The sequence below is a fragment of the Microbacterium sp. NPDC012755 genome (assembly GCF_042901325.1).
Lineage (GTDB): Bacteria > Actinomycetota > Actinomycetes > Actinomycetales > Microbacteriaceae > Microbacterium > Microbacterium natoriense.
On sequence record NZ_JBIBCT010000001.1, the window covers coordinates 378977 to 397461 of the forward strand.

The 18485-nt window shown below is 70.1% G+C and carries 12 protein-coding genes; 6 read left to right on the top strand and 6 right to left on the bottom strand.

The window, feature by feature from the left end:
* Window positions 1-20: 20 nt before the first annotated feature.
* Window positions 21-5555: a hypothetical protein gene (locus ACFY5A_RS01965; RefSeq protein ID WP_387231475.1), complete on the bottom strand. Its 5535-nt coding sequence runs from the start codon at window positions 5553-5555 to the stop codon at window positions 21-23.
* Between the two features lie 171 nt (window positions 5556-5726).
* Between ACFY5A_RS01965 and ACFY5A_RS01970 the strand changes: the two genes are divergently transcribed.
* Entirely contained in the window at window positions 5727-7007 is a 1281-nt protein-coding gene (locus ACFY5A_RS01970) for a M18 family aminopeptidase (RefSeq protein WP_387231477.1), read from the top strand.
* A gap of 39 nt (window positions 7008-7046) precedes the next feature.
* Here the strand turns inward: ACFY5A_RS01970 and ACFY5A_RS01975 are convergent, their stop codons facing one another.
* Window positions 7047-8126: a hypothetical protein gene (locus ACFY5A_RS01975; protein ID WP_387231479.1), complete on the bottom strand. Its 1080-nt coding sequence runs from the start codon at window positions 8124-8126 to the stop codon at window positions 7047-7049.
* 249 nt (window positions 8127-8375) lie between these two features.
* Here ACFY5A_RS01975 and ACFY5A_RS01980 point away from each other — a divergent pair, with 249 nt between their 5' ends.
* The 5 genes from ACFY5A_RS01980 to ddaH all read left to right on the top strand — a co-directional run bounded on the left by ACFY5A_RS01980 (window position 8376) and on the right by ddaH (window position 13802).
* Window positions 8376-9824 (top strand): purine-cytosine permease family protein, encoded by a 1449-nt coding sequence (locus ACFY5A_RS01980; protein ID WP_387231481.1) that lies wholly within the window; start codon window positions 8376-8378, stop codon window positions 9822-9824.
* Complete coding sequence (locus ACFY5A_RS01985) at window positions 9821-10387, top strand: cysteine hydrolase family protein (protein WP_387231483.1); 567 nt, start codon at window positions 9821-9823, stop codon at window positions 10385-10387. The genes ACFY5A_RS01980 and ACFY5A_RS01985 overlap by 4 nt, the downstream gene beginning before the upstream one ends.
* A 57-nt stretch (window positions 10388-10444) precedes the next feature.
* Window positions 10445-11500 carry an alpha/beta hydrolase gene (locus ACFY5A_RS01990; protein ID WP_387231485.1) on the top strand — a complete coding sequence of 352 codons (1056 nt, stop codon included), beginning with the start codon at window positions 10445-10447 and terminating at the stop codon, window positions 11498-11500.
* A gap of 108 nt (window positions 11501-11608) precedes the next feature.
* Window positions 11609-12982, top strand: a complete 1374-nt coding sequence (locus tag ACFY5A_RS01995) for a pyridoxal phosphate-dependent decarboxylase family protein (protein WP_387231487.1) — start codon at window positions 11609-11611, stop codon at window positions 12980-12982.
* A gap of 58 nt (window positions 12983-13040) precedes the next feature.
* Window positions 13041-13802, top strand: a complete 762-nt coding sequence (gene ddaH / locus ACFY5A_RS02000) for a dimethylargininase (protein ID WP_387231489.1) — start codon at window positions 13041-13043, stop codon at window positions 13800-13802.
* A 262-nt stretch (window positions 13803-14064) separates the two neighbouring features.
* Here the strand turns inward: ddaH and ACFY5A_RS02005 are convergent, their stop codons facing one another.
* From ACFY5A_RS02005 to ACFY5A_RS02020, 4 genes are all read right to left on the bottom strand, one after another.
* Window positions 14065-14988, bottom strand: a complete 924-nt coding sequence (locus tag ACFY5A_RS02005) for a universal stress protein (RefSeq protein WP_105672861.1) — start codon at window positions 14986-14988, stop codon at window positions 14065-14067.
* Entirely contained in the window at window positions 14985-16442 is a 1458-nt protein-coding gene (locus ACFY5A_RS02010; RefSeq protein WP_387231490.1) for an amino acid permease, read from the bottom strand. Before ACFY5A_RS02010 ends, ACFY5A_RS02005 begins: the two co-directional genes overlap by 4 nt.
* An 86-nt stretch (window positions 16443-16528) precedes the next feature.
* Window positions 16529-17782 (bottom strand): diaminopimelate decarboxylase, encoded by a 1254-nt coding sequence (lysA, locus tag ACFY5A_RS02015; protein WP_344012808.1) that lies wholly within the window; start codon window positions 17780-17782, stop codon window positions 16529-16531.
* 46 nt (window positions 17783-17828) lie between these two features.
* On the bottom strand, window positions 17829-18425 hold the full coding sequence (locus tag ACFY5A_RS02020; protein WP_341941316.1) for a TetR/AcrR family transcriptional regulator: 597 nt from the start codon (window positions 18423-18425) through the stop codon (window positions 17829-17831).
* Window positions 18426-18485: the final 60 nt, after the last annotated feature.

Here is an 18485-nt window from a genome sequence, read left to right on the forward strand (position 1 = left end):
CTCTCATCCGACCGCGAGGGTCAGACCTCGATCTCGTCGCGACGGAGCCGTGCGATCAGGAGCACGAACGCGCCGATCGCGAGCAGGGCGAGCGCCCAGCCCACGCCGTTGATGACGCCGCCGGTCGTGGCGAGCACGTTCAGGTCGACGGATGCCGTCGCCGCCGCCGTGACCGTGACGGCGCCAGCCGTGCCGGTCGCCGTCGCGACGTTGACGACCTTGCCCGCCGCGACGTCGGCCGCCGTGAGGACGTAGACGACCGGACCGCAGTCGGCCTTCGCCCCGGGCGCGAGATCGGGGATCTCGCAGGCGATCGTACCGCCCAGCATCGGGTCGCTGATCGCCACGGCCGTCAGCGTCCTCGCACCGGTGTTCGTCACGGTGAAGCGGAACCTCACCGTGTCGCCCGCGCTGATCTTGCCGTTGCCGTCGGCATCCGCGTACTCCCCGCCGGTCTTCGCGAGGGCGATGGCCGGCTGCGCCTCGATGGGCGTGACCACCGTGTCCTCCGCCGTCGGCGGGATCTCGCTCGTACCTGTGCCGGTGGTGGTGGCGGTGTTCACGATCTGGCCTGCGTCGACCTCGGCCTGCGTGATCACGGCGGGCTCGCCGTGGCAGACCGTCGCCTCGCCGGGAGCCAGCTCCGTCGTGTCGCAGACGATGTCGCCGCTCAGACGCGGGTCGGAGACCGAGACGCCGGTGAGCGTCGTCGTGCCCGTGTTCGTGACGGTGAACGTGTACGCGATGGTGTCGCCGGCATCCGTGCGTCCGTTGCCGTTCGCGTCGACGATCGCCGCCGCCGACTTGAGCAGCGAGAGGGCGTCGGTCCCTGCCACGCGCACATCGGCCTCGTCCGTGGCGTCGGCCGGACCCGCGACGCTGTCGCCCTCGACCGTCGCGACGTTGTGCACGGTGCCGCGGTCGACATCTGCCTGGGTCAGCTCATACGCGACCGGCCCGCAGGAGACCTCGGCGCCGGGCAGCAGCTCGAGGCCGTCGAGCGCCGCGCAGTCGACGGCTCCGCCGAGCAGCGGGTCGTCGAGGACGAGGTCGGTCAGCGTGACCGTGCCCGTGTTGTGGATCGTGAACGTGTACGGCACGGTGTCGCCCGCGCCGACCATGCCGTCTTCGCCGGGCTCGATCGCGCCGGGCGTCTTCGTGAGCTCGACCGACGGCGTGCCGGTGAAGGTCACGTCGGCGGCGGATTCGTCGTCGACCGGGCCGAGCGGGCTGGTGCCCTCTGCGGTCGCGGTGTTCGGACGGTGTCCCGCCTCGATGTCGGCCTGCGTCAGCACGTAGGCGAACGGACCGCAGTTCGCACTGGCTCCGGGGGCGAGCGCGCCGATCGTGCACAGCGCGCCGGCGCCGAGAAGCGGGTCGGAGACCGTCACGCCCGTAAGGGTCGTGTTGCCCGGGTTGCGCACGATGAAGTCGTACAGGACGGTGTCTCCCGCGCCGATGAATCCGTCACCGGTGGTGTCCTGCACCTGCCCCACGTTCTTGGTCAGCTCGATGCCGGCGGTCTGGTCGATGTCAGCGGACGCGGATGCCGTGTCGTCGACGTCTCCCGTCGGGGACTCGGCGGTGACGGAGGCCGTGTTGCGCACCACGCCATTGTCGATATCGCTCTGCGTGAGGGTGTAGTCGATCGGGGCGCACGTGACCGACTGGCCGGGCTGGAGCGAGACCCCGTCGAGCGCGGAGCAGGTGACGTCTCCCCCGAGCATCGGGTCGGTGATCGCGGCGTTCGTCAGCGTCGTCGTGCCGGTGTTCGTCACGGTGAACGTGTAGGAGATCGTGTCGCCGGCGTTCACCTGGTTGTCGCCGTTGACGTCGATCACGGGGTTCGGCGACTTCGTCAGCACGATGCTGCTCACGCTCGGGACGATCACGTTCGCCTCGGCGTCGTCGGTCGCGGTTCCCTGTGCCGACTGGCCGGTGACGGTGGCCTCGTTGTGCACGGTGCCGTTGTCGAGGTCGGCCTGCGTCAGCGTGTAGGTCACCGGCGCGCAGACGGCCTCCGCTCCCGGAGCGAGCGGGGTCGCGAGGGCGGCACAGGTCACGGCCCCACCCAGCAGCGGGTCGGTGATCTGCGTGCTCGTGAACGTCACGTTGCCCGTGTTCCGCACCGTGAAGCTGTAGGCCACCGTGTCGCCGGCGTCGATGCGGCCGTTGCCGTTCGCGTCGACCGGGGCGGCCGCCTGCTTCACGAGCTCGATCCGCGGAGTGCCGGCGATCGGCACGATGCTCGTCGAGGTGTTGTCCGACGGGTCGGGGTCGGGCGTGGTCGAGGTGACGGTGGCCGTGTTCGACAGCTGCGTGTCGGCCGTGGCCGGGTCGACCGTTCCCGTCACGGTGGCCGTGAACGTGGCGCCGACTGCGAGCGTGCCGACGGCGCAGCTCAGCTGGCCTGCGGTGATCGAGCATCCGGCGGTGGGCGTGGTCGGCGTCAGCAGTGCCGCGGGCAGCGGGTCGGAGATCGCGACGGCGGATGCCGGACTCGGACCGTTGTTCGTCACGACGATCGTGTAGGTGATCGGCGCGTTGAGGTTCGCGGGGTTGGCGGACGCCGTCTTCACGACCGAGAGATCGGCGGAAGGCGTGCCGACGACCGTCGCCGTGTCGGTGTTGTTCGACGGGTCGGGGTCGGGCGTCTGCGAGGTGCCGGTGGCGGTGTTGGTCATCGAGCCGGTCGCGACGACCTGCGCCGTGACGGTGAGGGTCGCCGACTCGCCGGGCAGCAGTGTGCCGACGGTCCAGCGGGAGTCGGCCGCCGACCAGGTGCCGACCGACGGGGTGGCCCCGGTGGTCGCGAGGCCCACGGGCACCGCGTCGTCGACGACGACGCCCGCAGCGGTGGACGGTCCGTCGTTGCGCACGGTGATGACGAAGCTCGCCTCGCCCTGGAGCGGGACGCTCGGCGTGCTCGTCGTCTTCTCGACGACCACGTCGGCGCTCGGGGTGAGCGGCTTGTCGACCGTGGACGTGTTGTCCGACGGATCGGGGTCGGGCGTCGGTGAGGTCACCGTCGCCGTGTTGGTCAGCGTTCCGGTCGCGCTCTCGGCGATCGTCCCGTCGAGACGGACGGTCACGATCTGACCCACGGTGAGGTCACCGAGCGGGCACGTGAGGGTGCTGCCGGTGAGCGTGCACCCGGCAGGGGTCGCTCCGAGGATGAAGCCGGCCGGGAGCGTGTCGGTGAGCACCACGCCGCGGGCGACGGACGGACCGCCGTTGGTCACGGTCAGGGTGTAGCCGAAGGCGCCTCCGGGCACGGCCTGAGCGTCGGCGGTCTTGACGACGCTGATGTCGGCGCTCTGCACGACCTCGACGTCGGCCGAGTCGGAGTTGTTCGACGGGTTCGAGTCCTCGGCGGGCGAGGCCACGGATGCCGTGTTCGTCAGGGTTCCCGTGGGGGCGTCGGCCGCGACGAGCGCCTGCAGGGTGACGGTGCTGGAGGCGCCGTCGGCGAGCATCGGCCAGGTGCACTGGATGCGCGACGGCGACGGCGTCGCGCAGCTGCCGGAGGTCGTGGCGACGCTGGCGACGGTGAGACCAGCGGGCAGCGTGTCATCGAGCACCGCGTTCACGGCATCCGAGGCGCCGTTGTTCGTGACGACGAGCGTGTACGTGACCGTGCCGCCCGCGGAGACCTGCGCCGCGGATGCCGTCTTGGTGACGGCGAGATCGGCGATGATCGTCGGGTCGAAGCTCGTCGAGTCGACGTTGTTCGACGGGTCGGGGTCGGGTGTGCTGCTCGTTACGCTCGCCGAGTTCTGCACGGCGGCGACGGCGTCGGGATCGAGGTGCGCGACCACGGTCACCGTCACGGTGGCGTTCGGTGCGAGAGTGCCGAGGAGGCACCCGATCACGTCGCCGCTCAGCGAGCAGGTGCCCTGCTGCGGAGTCGCGCTGACGAAGGCGGTCGCGGGGTCGAGCGGATCGGTGATCCTGACGTCGCGCGCCTCGGAGGGGCCGGCGTTGTGGACCGTGAGCGTGTACGTGACGTCGTCGCCGGCGACCGGAGCGGTCGGCAGGAAGGTCTTGACGATCGAGAGGTCGGCCTCGGCGTTCAGCGTGCCCGACGCGGTGGCGGTGTTGTTCGCCTGGTTCGGGTCGAACCGCGAGCCGGCGACGGATGCCGTGTTGGTCAGCGCCGCACCCGGGTTCAGCGTCGGGGACACGGTTCCGGTCAGCGTGATCGTCGCGCTGGCGCCGACGGCGAGGTCGGGGAGGGAACAGGTGACCGTGCCGCCGACCGTGCAGGATCCACCGCTCGGAGTGGCCTGGACGTTCGTGAGCCCTGCGGGGATCGCGTCCGTGACCGTCACCCCGGTTCCCGTCTGCGGCCCGTTGTTCGTCACGGTGATCGTGAAGGTCGCGGGGCGTCCAGCCACCAGTGCGGCCGTGTCGAGCGTCTTCGTGATGGCGAGATCGGCCGCCGGGTTCACCGGGGTCTGGGTCTCGTTGGTGATCGACGTGCGGTCGATGTTGGTGACGGGCTCGCGGAAGGCGACGCTGGCTTCGTTGACGATGGTGGTGGTCGCGGCATCCGCTCGCACCTTCGCGTCGAAGGTGTACGACGTCACGGCGCCGACGCCGATGGAACCGCCGGCCGATGCCGTCCCGTTCTCACCGAGGCGTACCCTGACGGTGCGCGAACCGGGGACGTACTCGCCGCGGTCGTCGCCGGTGGCATCGGTCAGCGCTCCGGTTCCTGGCCCGCTCACGAGCTTCAGGGAACCGGGGACGTAGTCGACGCCCGCGGGGACGATGTCGGTGGAGACCGACTGGAGCGCCGGGTTGCCGCCACCGTTGGTGGTGGTCACGGTGTAGCGGAGCGTGTCGCCGATGTTGGCGGTCGTGCCGCCGCCCGTGAGGTTCTGCACCGATTTGGTGGAGACGAGACAGGGGCCGGTGCCGAAGGAGATGTCGTCGAGGAGGTTGCCGACCGAGTTGTTGCCGGTCGACGTGCTGACGGCCTGGAAGCCGAAGCGGGTGAGGGTCTGACCCGCGGGCACCGTGTACGAGCCGGTGTGCGTGGCCCACGCCGCGGTGCCGTCGGAGAGCGAGCCGCTGACGTTGGTGAGTGTGCCGCCGGGGACGCCGATCATCACGCGCATGGTGTCGACGCCGACGCGCCCGCGGTGCTTGAGCGACCAGTACAGGGTCTGCCCGGGGGTGGTCGCGACGTCCTGGTAGAGCATGCTGGCCTGGTTCGCATTGAGCTCGGCGAACTGCGTGCCCTGCCCGGCCTGCCAGCCGTTCGGGTTGCCGGGGTAGCGCCAGATCTCGATCTGGTTGTCCGTGGCTGTCGTCAGCCAGCCGGGAATGTTGTTCTCGTTGGTGATCGTGACGCCTGACGTCATCACCGGCTGCTCGAAGCTGCCGTTGGTGAGCGACAGCGATCCGGCGCACTGCGTCGGATTCTGCGCTGCGGATGCCGTCGTCGGCGCGACCGTCTCGGTGACCACCGTGAGCCCGGCTGCCAACAGCAGGGCCGACGTGACGGCGGCGACGGCGCGGCGGACGCGCGAATGAGCGATTGAAGACACCGAAGTCCCCCTGTTTCTCCCCGGAGGCTCCCCGCGCATCGCTCGAACGATGCACCTCTCCGATGTCGAGACTAGCCGAGAGGTCGTCTCGACCTAAGCCCTCCCCCGTGCTCCGTTGCCTGATCGAGACCCGATTACGATCGGAGGTGCACGCACGCAGGAAGGCCACTCATGCCCGTCGCTTCATCCGCCCTCGCCCACGCCGACGACCTCGCGGACTTCGTCTCCGCCTCGCCGTCGAGCTACCACGCGGCCGAGGAGGTGGCGCGCCGGCTCGAATCGGCCGGGTTCTCCCGGCTGCGCGAGGAGGACCCCTGGCCCGCTCAGCAGGGCGGCCGGTTCGTCGTGGTCAGGGACGGTGCGGCCATCGCCTGGACCGTCCCGTCGGATGCCGTCGCCACCACACCATCGCACGTCCTCGGCGCCCACACCGACTCCCCCGGCTTCAAGCTCAAGCCGCAGCCCACGACCGGATCCGCGGGGTGGTTGCAGGCCGCCGTCGAGGTGTACGGCGGCCCCCTGCTGAACTCCTGGCTCGACAGGGAGCTGCGCCTCGCCGGCCGTCTCGCTCTCGCCGACGGCAGCGTCGTGCTCGCCGACACCGGAGCGCTGCTGCGTCTGCCGCAGCTGGCGGTGCACCTCGACCGTGAGGCCAACAGCGGCCTCGCGCTCGACAAGCAGTTCCAGACCCAGCCCGTGTGGGGCCTCGGCGATCCGACGCAGGCCGACATCCTCGCCGAGCTCGCGGCGTCCGCCGGTGTCGCGGCATCCGACATCCGCGGCTACGACGTCGTGATCGCCGACACCGCGCGCGGCGCCGTATTCGGCAAGGACAGCGCGTTCTTCGCATCCGGCCGCCTCGACGACCTCGCCTCCGTGCACGCGGGGGTCGTGGCGCTCGCGACGCACGACGCGGAGTCGGGGCCCATCGCCGTCCTCGCCGCCTTCGACCACGAGGAGCTCGGCTCCGGGTCGCGCTCCGGCGCCGCCGGCCCCTTCCTGGAGGACGTGCTCGAGCGGGTGTACTCCGGTCTCGGCGCCGACGGGTCCGAACGTCGCCGCGCCTACGCCTCGTCGTGGTGCCTGTCGAGCGACGTGGGGCACTCGGTGCACCCCAACTACGCCGCCAAGCACGACCCCGTCGTGCACCCGGTGCTGGGGTCCGGCCCCATCCTCAAGCTCAACGCGAACCAGCGCTACGCGACGGATGCCGTGGGCTCCGCTGCCTGGCGCTCGTGGTGCGAGAGCGCCGGGGTGCGCCCGCAGGAGTTCGTGTCGAACAACAACGTGCCGTGCGGCTCGACGATCGGCCCGATCACGGCGACCCGCCTCGGCATCCGCACCGTCGACGTCGGCATCCCGATCCTGTCGATGCACTCGGCCCGCGAACTCGCCGGGGTCTCCGATCTGCACGACCTGAGCCTGGTGGCCGGAGCCTTCTTCCGCGGCTGACGCTGCCATCCGCGGCTGACGCTGCGCGACGGACTCCGCTCACGCAGGAATGTAACGCTCGAGGTACGCCTCGCGGGTTCCCCTGAAGCGCCGCTTGACCACGAACGCGTCGGTGTCCGCCGGGCCGGCGTACTGCATCTGATCGATTTCGACCGAGGAGCAGATCACTCCGCCAAAGGCTTCTAGCGAGACCCTCATCGCGGACTCGACCTGTTCGTGGGGCAGCCGATCGACGTCACCGAACACGATCCGCACGCGGATCCGCCGTCCATCGTCGATCAACGCCCGTGCCGCACGCATGGAGATGCGGTCCATGCCCCTCAGATGTTCGGGCTCATGGAATTCCGTGACGGCAGCCCATCCTTCCTTCGAGAGTTCGTGACCGTGATCATGCAGGTAGTTCACGGTCTCCTCCAGGCTCGGCGCCGACCCGAGATCCGCTTCGACCTCCGCTCGCCCCTTGCCCGGACGTGACTCGAAAGCCTCTCTTGCTGCTTCTCCCTGCGCCGTCGCAGCGGCGAGCAGGCGCTCGTGCAGAGGAGTGAAGGACGTCGTGACATGAACGTAGCGTCCCAGTTTGCGACCCAGCGCGAAGGACCCGAGGTGCGGCACCGACTGGGAATGATCAGTCATCCATCGCGGATCCCACGGCACCCAGTCGGGGATCATCGACTCGTACACCGCTCTGCCCTTGCCGATGACGGCGCCGAGGAGAGAGAAGCCACCGTGCCCGTACTGCTCGATATCGTCGAGAGTGTCCGCGAGGGCAAGCTGTTTGAGAGCGCAGGTCTCCTGCCAGCGGAGGATGAACACCTCGTCGCGCTTCGCGAGGGCGGCGGAGGCGGCGGCCAGCGTCTTCTCCCACATGCGCCCGCCCAGCAGGTCGATGTAGGGCCAGAAGTCGTCATCGTCCAGCGGATCGAGCCCTGTGGCATCCCGCTCCAGCACGGGCGGCGGTGGCTCCCACGCTCCGATATTCCCGTCGAAGTAGCGCTCCCGAAGCGCCGCGAGATCGCCCCGGTCTCCCAGTTCCTCGTCCCACAGCAGCAACGGCCCGGTCCGCAGGCCCTCGACGGCGAACTCCCCGACGACGTCGAGAGACTTCCAGCGGGGCTCCACGGTGTACGGAGCCCGAATTCCGGAGTCGAACCAGTAGCGCTCGTAGGCCAGTCTCGGGGTCTGCTCGACCGTGCGGATCGTTCGCCCGGAGATCCGTGCCGTGTCGGGAGCGCCCATGCGGGTGAGCATAGGGCAACCGGACGCTCACCTGCACACCTCAGGAGTTCACTCCGGCTGGCGGATGCCGTGGAGCGGCGTGTCCGCGCGAAGACTCCGACTTTTCGCGCGGAGAGCGAGGAGGATGTCGTCATGACGCAGAACACGGGCGCGCTGATCGAGCGTGCGGGCATTGAGATCATCCCGGAGTCGGATCGCACCGCGAAGCCGCGGGACCTCTTCTGGCCCTGGTTCGCCGCGAACGTGTCGGTGTTCGGGATGTCGTACGGATCCTTCATCCTGGGCTTCGGCGTCTCGCTGTGGCAGGCGACGGTCGTGTCGATCGTCGGGATCGTGGTGTCGTTCCTGCTGTGCGGGCTCATCGCGATCGCCGGCAAGCGCGGCTCGGCGCCGACCATGGTGCTCTCGCGCGCCGCCTTCGGTGTGCAGGGGCAGAAGCTCCCCGGCATCGTGTCGTGGCTGACGTCGATCGGCTGGGAGACGTCGCTCGCCATCACGGCCGTGCTGGCGACCGGCACGATTCTGCGCACGCTCGGCTGGGTGAGCGGCGAGGACGACACCGCCGTGAGCATCATCGCGACGGTCGCCGTTGCCGCCCTGATCGTCGGGGCCTCGGTGCTCGGCTATCACACGATCATGCGGCTGCAGTCGGTGCTGACCTGGCTGACCGGCGCCATGACCGTGCTGTTCCTGATCTTCACGTTCGACTCGATCAACTGGGAGACCGCGTTCTCGCGCCCCGACGGGACGTTCGCGCAGACGATCGGCGCCCTCGTGATGGTCATGACCGGGTTCGGACTCGGCTGGATCAACATCGCCGCCGACTGGTCGCGCTACCAGAAGCGCACGGCATCCGATGGGCAGATCGTCGCCTGGAACACGATCGGCGGCTCGGTGGCCCCGATCATCCTGGTCTTCTTCGGGCTCCTGCTCGCCGGCTCGAACGAGGGCCTCTCTGCCGCGGTCGGCTCCGACCCGATCGGCGCACTCGCGGGGCTCCTGCCGACGTGGCTGCTGTTCCCCTTCCTGATCGTCGCGATCCTCACGCTCGTGTCCGGCGCCGTGCTCGGCATCTACTCGTCCGGCCTCACGCTGCTGAGCCTCGGCATCCGCATCCCCCGCCCGGCCGCTGCGGCCGTCGACGGCGTGATCCTCACCGCCGGCACGATCTACGTCGTGTTCTTCGCGACCAGCTTCATCGGCCCTTTCCAGTCCTTCCTCATCACTCTCGGCGTACCGATGGCGTCGTGGGCCGGAATCCTGATCGCCGACATCCTGCGCCGCCGCAAGGACTACGACGACGCTGCGCTCTTCGACAGCCGCGGACGCTACGGAGCCTTCGACTGGCTCTCGATCGGCACGATGCTCGTCGCGACCGTGATCGGCTGGGGGTTCGTCATGAACCAGATCCCCGACACCGGATGGAACGACTGGCAGGGCTACTTCCTCGACCTGTTCGGCTGGCGCGATGACTGGGGCTACGCGAACCTCGGCGTGCTGTTCGCGCTGGTGCTGTCGTTCCTCGTGACCTGGTTCGGGCGGGCCGCGAAGATCCGCCAGCAGGAAGATTCCGGTCGTTGAGCGAGCGCAGCGAGCCGACACGCGCCTGGCTGGTCGTGATCGACCCGCAGGCGATCTTCGCGGCGCCCGACTCGGCGTGGGGCTCGCCGTTCTTCGCCGACGCCATGCCGCGCATCCGCGCCCTGGCGGAGTCCTTCGGCGAGCGCGTGCTCGTCACGAGGTGGATGCCGACGGCCGACCGCTCCACGTCGTGGGGCGAGTACTTCGCCGCCTGGCCGTTCGCCGATCAACCGCCGACGGACCCGCTGTTCGACCTGGTGCCGGATGCCGTGGGCCTGTCCCCGCATCCGACCCTCGACCTGCCGACCTTCGGGAAATGGGGCCCGGAGATCGAGGCGATCGTCGGCCGAGGAGCGCACGTCGTCCTCGCCGGGGTCTCGACCGACTGCTGCGTGCTGTCGACCGCGCTGGCGGCGGCGGATGCCGGGGCGCGCGTCACGGTCGCCGCCGACGCGTGCGCGGGTTCCACGGCCGAGAACCACACCGCCGCACTCCACGTGATGGGGCTGTACCCGCCGCAGATCACGATCAGCGATGCGGCATCGGTGCTCGCCGGGGACTGAGCGCATCCGTAGGAACCCACTCGGAATACTGGCACACTGGTGCGGAGGAGGGGTCCCATGAGCACAGCAGCGCCCGTCGAGGAGTCCGCACGACCGGAGCGACGCCGCCGACGGTGGCGCCGCACGAAGATCACTCTCGGCATCCTCCTCGCAGTCGCCGCGGTCGTCGCGATCATCGGATCGATCACACCGTGGCCCTCCGCGATGGTGATCCGGGCGGTGTTCACGAAGGGCGGAGACGACACCGCCGCGGAGATGGACCGGCACGTCCCCGACACGAAGCTCACCGAGACCCTCGACGTGGCGTACGCAGACGGCGGCGCGGACACCACGATGGATGTGTTCTCTCCGGCATCCGCCTCGGGCCCGCTGCCGACCGTGATCTGGATCCACGGCGGCGCGTGGGTGTCGGGCGCGAAGGAGAACGTCGACCCCTATCTCCGGATCCTCGCCGGCGAGGGGTACACGACGATCGCGGTGAACTACACGCTCGGCCCGGAGGGCGTCTACCCGCTCGCCGTCACGCAGCTGAACGAGGCGCTGGCGTACATCGACGCGCACGCCGAGGAGCTCGGCGTCGATCCGACGCAGATCGTGCTCGCCGGGGATTCGGCGGGAGGTCAGCTCGCGAGCCAGCTCGCGACTCTCATCACGAACTCCGACTACGCCGAGATCATGGGCCTCGCGCCCGCCCTGCGGCCGGATCAGCTCGTCGCGACCGTCCTGAACTGCGGGGTCTACGACCTCTCCGCCCTCGCCGAGCTCAACGGCCTCGTCGGCTGGGGGTTCAAGTCGTCGATGTGGGCGTACTCGGGCGCCAAGGACTGGGCTGAGGGCTCGACCGGCGCCACCATGTCGACCATCGACTGGGTGACCGCCGACTTCCCGGCGACCTACATCTCCGGCGGCAACGGCGACGGTCTCACCTGGCTGCAGTCGATCCCGATGGCGAAGCGCCTCGACGAGCTGGGCGTCGATGTGACCACGCTGTTCTGGCCCGCTCCCCACGAGCCGCAGCTGCCGCACGAGTACCAGTTCCATCTCGATCAGCCCGACGCGCGGACCGCGCTGGAGAAGACGATCGCGTTCCTGGACGCGCACACCACCCGCTGACCCCTCGCCCGCGCCCGAGGAGAGGGCGGGAGGATGCCACGGAGCCGCCGTTCTGTTAGCGTTTCCCTGCCTCGGCGGGTGTGCCGCGGGGCGAAAGAGGAGTGTCCGATGAACCCGACGCGGATGCACGCGGCGACCGATGAGCAGGCGTCGATCGTCGACGCTGTGCTCGACTACTCCCGCCGGCGGATGCTGGCACGGGACGTGCCGCTCGACAAGCCCTTCCCCCCTGGGGAGCTGCGCCGCCTCGCCGGCCGCACCATCACCGACGAGGGCATCGGCGGCACCCGCGCGCTCGCGCTCTTCGAGCACATCCTCGCGCCGGCGTGCCTCACCGCGAGCCACCCGCGCTACCTCTCCTTCATCCCGACCGCCCCGACGACGGCGGCGATCGCTTTCGACCTCGTCGTCTCGGCATCCGGCCTGTACGGCGGCAGCTGGCTCGAGGGCGCAGGCGCCGTGTACGCCGAGAACGAGGTGCTGTCCTTCCTCGCGTCCGAGATCGGCTTCCCCGAGGGCGCCGGAGGCGTGTTCGTGCAGGGCGGCACGATCGGCAACCTCTCGGCCCTCGTCGCCGCGCGTGACGCCGCCAAGCGCCGCCTCGAGGAGGCCGGCACTCCGCTCCCGCCGCGGTGGAAGCTCGTCTGCAGCGCCGAGGCGCACTCCTCGAACAAGTCGGCGGCGAAGGTCATGGACGTCGACACCATCGCCGTGCCCGCGGGCGCCGACGGCAAGCTGCACGCGGAGTCCGTGCGCGAGGCCCTCGTCGAGCACGGCGACGCCGTTTTCGCGGTCGTCGCGACCTCCGGCTCCACCAACTTCGGCATCATCGACGACATCGAAGGCATCGCCGCGCTGAAGGACGAGTTCGAGTTCTGGCTGCACATCGACGGCGCCTACGGCCTCACCGGCATCCTGGCCCCGGAGGCCCGGCACCACTTCCGCGGCGTCGAGCGGGCCGACTCGGCCATCGTCGATCCGCACAAGTGGCTCTTCGCCCCGTACGACTGCTGCGCGCTGCTCTACCGCGATCCCGAGACCGGCCGTCGGGCGCACACGCAGCACGCCGAGTACCTCGACACCCTCACCGACAGCGACGACTTCAGCCCCTCGGACTACGCGATCCAGCTGACCCGGCGCCCCCGGGGCCTTCCGCTCTGGTACTCGCTGACCACCTACGGGGTGCAGGCGTACCGTGACGCGGTGTCGAGCACGCTCGCGCTCACGCAGCGCATCGCCGAGGAGATCCGTCGTCGCCCCGGGTTCACTCTCGTCCGCGACCCGCAGCTCACGGTCGTCGTGTTCGAGCGCGACGGCTGGGACCGCGACGACTACGCCCGCTGGTCCGACGGGCTGCTCGACTCCCAGTACGCGTTCGTCGTCCCGAGCTCGCACGCCGGACGACCCAACACCCGCTTCGCGATCGTGAACCCGCTGACCACCTTCGAGGACCTCGTCGCCATTCTCGACACCATGGAGTGACCTGATCCGCCAGGACCGCCGGTGGCTCGCCCTCGCGGGCCGCCGGTATTCTTGAGCCATGTCACGCCTTCTCGTCCGCCGTCCCTCTCCGCGTCTCGCCGAAGGCGAGCTCACCCACTTCGAGCGCGTCCCCGTCGACGCCGAACTGGCTCAGCGACAGTGGGAGCAGTACGTCGACGTCTACCGCGGACTCGGCTGGGACGTCATCGAGATCGACGCCGCCGACGAGCACGCCGACGGCGTCTTCGTCGAGGACACCGTGATCATGTTCGGCGACCTCGCCGTGCTCAGCCGCCCCGGCGCCGACTCCCGCCGCGGCGAGATCGACTCCACGCGCGAGGCGCTGGAGCGCGCCGGCATCCCGTTCGTCGCGATCGAGGCCCCGGGCACGCTCGACGGCGGAGACGTGCTCAAAGTCGGCACGACCGTCTACGTCGGACAGACCCTGCGCTCGAACGCCGACGGCTTCGCGCAGCTGCGCGACCTGCTCACCCCTCGCGGCTGGACGGTCATCGCCGTGCCCGTCACCAAGGTGCTCCACCTCAAGAGCGGCGTCACCGCGCTCCCCGACGGCACCATCATCGGCTACCCGCCGCTCGTCGACGACGCCTCCGTATACCCCGAGTTCCTCCCGGTGCTGGAGGAGCAGGGCACCGCGGTCGTCGTCCTCGACGACACGACCGTGCTCATGTCGTCCGAGGCGCCGCAGAGCGCCCAGCTGTTCCGCGACCGCGGACTGACCGTGATCGAGACGCCGATCAGCGAGTTCGAGAAGCTCGAGGGCTGCGTCACCTGCCTCTCGGTGCGCGTGCGCGACTGATCGACGGATGCCGGGACCGCGGTCCCGGCATCCGCCCGTCGCATCCGTCCCGGCGTCCGTCCGCGCATCCGTCCGTCGCATCCGTCCCGGCATCCGTCCGCCGCCAGAACTCCGGAGAAGCGCCGCGATACGGGTGGAAGCGGCGTGATCCGCGCCGATGCAGGCAGGATCTCCGGAGTTCTGGCGCAGGTCGGCAGCACCGCCAAACGCAGGCGCGCAGCGCCGCCAGGCACAGGCCGGCAGCGCCGCCTGACGCAGGCGCTCAGGCGCCCGGGTCCTCCGCCGCTTCCAGAAGCTCCCCCGCCGCGCCGCGGGGCACGACGATCACCGGGACCGGCGAATGCCTGACCACCTTCGTCGCGTGCGAGCCGAGGAACACCCTCGCGATCGGTCCGAGCGAGCTGGACCCCACGACGAGCACGTCGTCGGCCGCCCACTCGACGTCCTCCATCGCGCGCGCCCAGGAATCGCCGACTCCGACGACCGCGCCGTCGAGAGCGGGCGTGCGCGGCAGTGCGGAGACGTCGCGCAGGATCTCCGCGGTGTGCTCATCGATCATCCGCACCCACTCGTCGGCGATGCCCTGTTCGGCGGAGAGTCCGACGCCCGCCGTCACGCTCCCCTCGGGGACGACGGCGAACGAGGCGATCCGCAAAGAGGCCCCGATGCTCTGCGCGACGCCGGCGGCCCCGAGCACCAGATCCTTCGCGGCCTCCGTGCCCCCGTATGCCGCCGTGACCCGGCGCACGGTGGCCGTGGGCTTCGCCCTGAACCCGCGCGGCGCGATCGCCACGGGCACCGGCGAGGCGTGCAGCAGCGCGTCGTTCACCGAGCCGAGCGTGATGTGCCCGAAGGCCCCGCCCGACGACGACCCGACCACGACGAGGCTCGGGTCGTGCTCCTCGATCAGCTCCAGGATGCCGCGGTGGGCGGAGCGCGCCGAGTGCTGGAGGAACGTGGCCTTCACTCCGCCGAGCTCGGAGGCCGCGTGATCGAGCACGACCTCCGCGGAGCCGCGCAGATAGTCGCGCCACTCCACGTCGGCGTTCCTCGCGAGCGGCGGCCACGTGAGCGGGAGGACCGCCGCGACGATCAGTTCGGTGTCGGCCGAGCGCGCCAGCATCGCCGCCAGCTGCGGCACCGCGACCGAGCGGTGCCCCGGGCTCACCGCGACCAGGATGCTCATCGCTCGTCCTCCTCCACCTGACGCACGGTCGAGGTGAAGGGGATGTCGGCGCCGGCCGCGGCCTGTCGCCCGAGCGTCGAATGCGTGCGTCCGTAGAACCAGTAGTAGACGAGGAACGCGGCCGTCCAGATCACGAACACGATGATCGTGATCGGACGCAGCTGCGTGATGATCCAGATGCAGCCGAGGATCGACAGCACGGGGATCAGCGGATGCAGCGGCAGGGTGAAGCCCCGCTCGATGTTCGGCTCGCGGCGGCGCAGGATGATGACGGCGACCGAGACCACGAGGAACGCGACGAGGGTGCCGATGCTGGTCATCTCGAGCAGGAAGTTGATGGGGACGAACGCCGCGAGGACGCCCACCACCGCGGCGACGATCACGGTGTTGCGCGCGGGGGCCAGCGTGCGCGGGTTCAGCTTCGAGAACACCGGCGGCACCATGCCGTCCCGCGACATGGCGAAGAGGATGCGGGTCTGACCGTAGAGCACGACGAACGTGACGCTGAAGATCGAGACCACGGCTCCCGCCGCGACCACCGTGCCCGGCCACGACGAGCCGATGATCGACTCCAGGATCACGGAGAGCCCGGCCGTCTGCCCCTCGAACTTGTCGGGCGCCTGGGCGCCGATCGCGGCGACGGCCACGACGACGTACGCGACGACGACGATGATCAGCGCCATGATGATCGCGAGCGGCAGGTTGCGCTTGGGGTTCTTGGCCTCGCCGCCGGCTGTGGACACGGCATCCAACCCGATGAACGAGAAGAAGATGAGCCCGGACCCGGCGATGACGCCCTGCAGCCCGGCCGGAGCGAAGTTCGCGAAGTGGTCGGCGTTCCAGCCGGTCAGCGCCACGGCGACGAAGAACACCAGCACGCCGATCTTGACCATGACCATGATCGCGTTGATGGTGGCGGACTCCCCGGTGCCGCGCAGCAGCAGCAGGGCGCACAGAGCGATGACGATCACCGCCGGCAGGTTCATGATGCCGCCCTGCTCGGGGGCGTTGGAGAGCTCCGGCGGGATCTGGAAGCCGAACAGGTTGTCGAGCAGCTGGTTGACGTACTGCGACCATCCGACGGCGACGCCGGCCGTGGAGACGCCGTACTCCAGCAGCAGACAGGCCGCCACTCCCATCGCCGGAGCCTCGCCGAGCGTCGCGTAGGCGTAGGAGTATGTCGATCCGGAGACGGGCACCGACCCCGCCAGCTCCGCATAGCAGAGCGCCGTGACACCGGCGACGGCGCCGCCGATGACGAACGACCAGATGACCGCCGGCCCCGCGATCGGGACGGCGCTGGAGAGCACGTAGAAGATGCCGGTGCCGATCGTGCCACCGACCCCGATCATCGTCAGCGCGAAGAGCCCGATACTGCGTTTCAGGCCCTCCTCGCTCGCGATCTCCTGCGTGGTGGGCTTACGGCGCAGCAGCTGCTGACTCAACGACGACATGGATGTTCTCCCCACTGTTTCGGGACGATCGTCATCGACCGTCTCCACAGAATCCTCCTGTCAGAGGATTTCCACCAGTACCGCGATCAGAGATCCCTCACAAAGAGGTCGTCCCAGGTCTCGCGGCGCACCACGGCACGTGCGCTGCCGTGGTCGGCGAACACCACAGGCGGGCGTCGGTACCCGTTGTAGTTGTTCGCCATGGTGTGCGTATAGGCGCCGGTCGCCGGCACGGCGAGCAGGTCTCCCACTCGGGCCGACGGCAGGGCGATGCCGTCGATCAGCACGTCGCCGCTCTCGCAGTGACGGCCGACGACGACGGCGTCTTCGGTGGCTTCCTCGCCCATCCGCTCGGCGAGGACCGCCTCGTAGCGCTGCCCGAACAGCGCGACCTCGAGGTTGTCTCCCATGCCGCCGTCGATCGCGACGAAGTTGCGCGCGTCGCGCTTGACGGTCGTGACCGTGTACAGCGTCGTCGCGGCGGCGTTGACCATGCTCCGGCCCGGTTCGATGATGAGCTCGGCGGAGGCGGGGAGGTGCGCGCGGGCGGCGCCGATCAGCGCGTCGAGGTAGTCGGAGACGGATGCCGGATGCTCGGAGTACGTGTAGCGGGCGCCGAGCCCTCCGCCGAGGTCGTACACCTCGAACTCGCCCATCGCGGCCAGCGGCTCGACGGCGGCCGCGAGCTCGGCGGGGTCGAGGATCTGCGAGCCGACGTGCGCGTGCACGCCCCGCAGGTCGATGCGGTCGCTACGCCGCAGTCGCTCGATCAGGGGCTGCGCGGCCTCGGGGGTGAGGCCGAACTTGGAGCCGACCTGTCCCGTCGCGACGTGCGGATGCGTCGACGACTCGACGCCGGGAACGATGCGCACGAGGACTCCCTGGCGAGAGCCCGCCGGAACCGCCGCCTCGATGCGATCGACGTCGTCTTCGTTGTCGACCACGATGAGGCCGACGCCGTGCGCCACGGCGTACTCGATCTCCTCGGTCGTCTTCGCGTTGCCGTGCAGCACGACGAGCGCAGGGTCCACCCCGGCCTTCATCGCGCTGCGCAGCTCTCCTCCACCCGCGACGTCGAGCCCCAGGCCCTCCTCGACCATGACGCGCTGCACGGCCGTCGCGGGGAAGGACTTCGACGCGAACACGACGCGCGCCCGCGGCCAGCGGCGCACGAGCTCCTCGCGGTACTCCCTCGCCCGTGCGCGCAGGGCGGGCTCGGCCACGACGATCGCCGGTGTGCCGAACTCGCGCGCGAGGTCGTCGACCCGGCATCCGGAGATCCGCAGCACGCCGTCGGCGACGTCGGACCCCGCGGGGAGGAGTGTGAGCGGATCGTTCATGGGTGTCTCCTGGTCATCTGGGCCGTCGCGTCGTCGCGTCGGCGGATCAGTCTGCGTGGTCGAGCACGGCCGACAGGGTGCGGCGGGCGAGCTCCGCCCTGTCGTGCGGGGCCCATTTGACGAGCGAGTGCGCGCTCATGCCGTCGACCATCGCGAGCAGCAGCCAGGCGGCCGACGCGGGGTCGACTCCGCCGGGGCCCGAGGCGCGGATCACGTCCTCCAGCCCGCTCTGCCACAGGTCCATCTCCTCGCGCACCCGCTGACCGAGGGCCTCATTGCGGGCGCCGAGCGACCACGACTGCACCCACACCAGTGCGACGTCGTCTCGGGTGCGGTCGAGCAGCGTCTCGACCAGCGCCTGCAGGTTCTCCCTCAGGTCGCCGCTGGGGGCGAAGCCGCCGAGCACCTCGTCGCGCTCGGCGGAGACGATGTCTCCGAAGACCTCGGCGACGAACTCGTCCATGACCGGGCGGTAGTGCGCGATGAGCGCGGGCGTCACGCCGACGCGGCTCGCCACCGCGCGCACCGTGAGGGCCTCCAGGCCGCTCTCGTACGCGAGCGCGGTCGCGCCGTGCAGGATCGACCTCTCGCGCTCCTCCGGCGGCATCCTCCGCGGTGCCGCGGCTCTTGACGTGGTGCTCATCGGGAGATACCGTAGCACTCGTTGATCGGGTGTTCAATAGCGATGACGCGCTCACCCGCC

Bases quoted from the DNA above. Each gene is read 5' to 3' on its own strand.
- ACFY5A_RS02020 (WP_341941316.1), bottom strand. From the start codon at position 18,425: ATGAGCACCACGTCAAGAGCCGCGGCACCGCGGAGGATGCCGCCGGAG.
- ACFY5A_RS01995 (WP_387231487.1), top strand. From the start codon at position 11,609: ATGAACCCGACGCGGATGCACGCGGCGACCGATGAGCAGGCGTCGATC.
- ACFY5A_RS02010 (WP_387231490.1), bottom strand. From the start codon at position 16,442: ATGTCGTCGTTGAGTCAGCAGCTGCTGCGCCGTAAGCCCACCACGCAG.
- ACFY5A_RS01990 (WP_387231485.1), top strand. From the start codon at position 10,445: ATGAGCACAGCAGCGCCCGTCGAGGAGTCCGCACGACCGGAGCGACGC.
- ACFY5A_RS02005 (WP_105672861.1), bottom strand. From the start codon at position 14,988: ATGAGCATCCTGGTCGCGGTGAGCCCGGGGCACCGCTCGGTCGCGGTG.
- ACFY5A_RS01980 (WP_387231481.1), top strand. From the start codon at position 8,376: ATGACGCAGAACACGGGCGCGCTGATCGAGCGTGCGGGCATTGAGATC.
- lysA (WP_344012808.1), bottom strand. From the start codon at position 17,782: ATGAACGATCCGCTCACACTCCTCCCCGCGGGGTCCGACGTCGCCGAC.
- ddaH (WP_387231489.1), top strand. From the start codon at position 13,041: ATGTCACGCCTTCTCGTCCGCCGTCCCTCTCCGCGTCTCGCCGAAGGC.
- ACFY5A_RS01970 (WP_387231477.1), top strand. From the start codon at position 5,727: ATGCCCGTCGCTTCATCCGCCCTCGCCCACGCCGACGACCTCGCGGAC.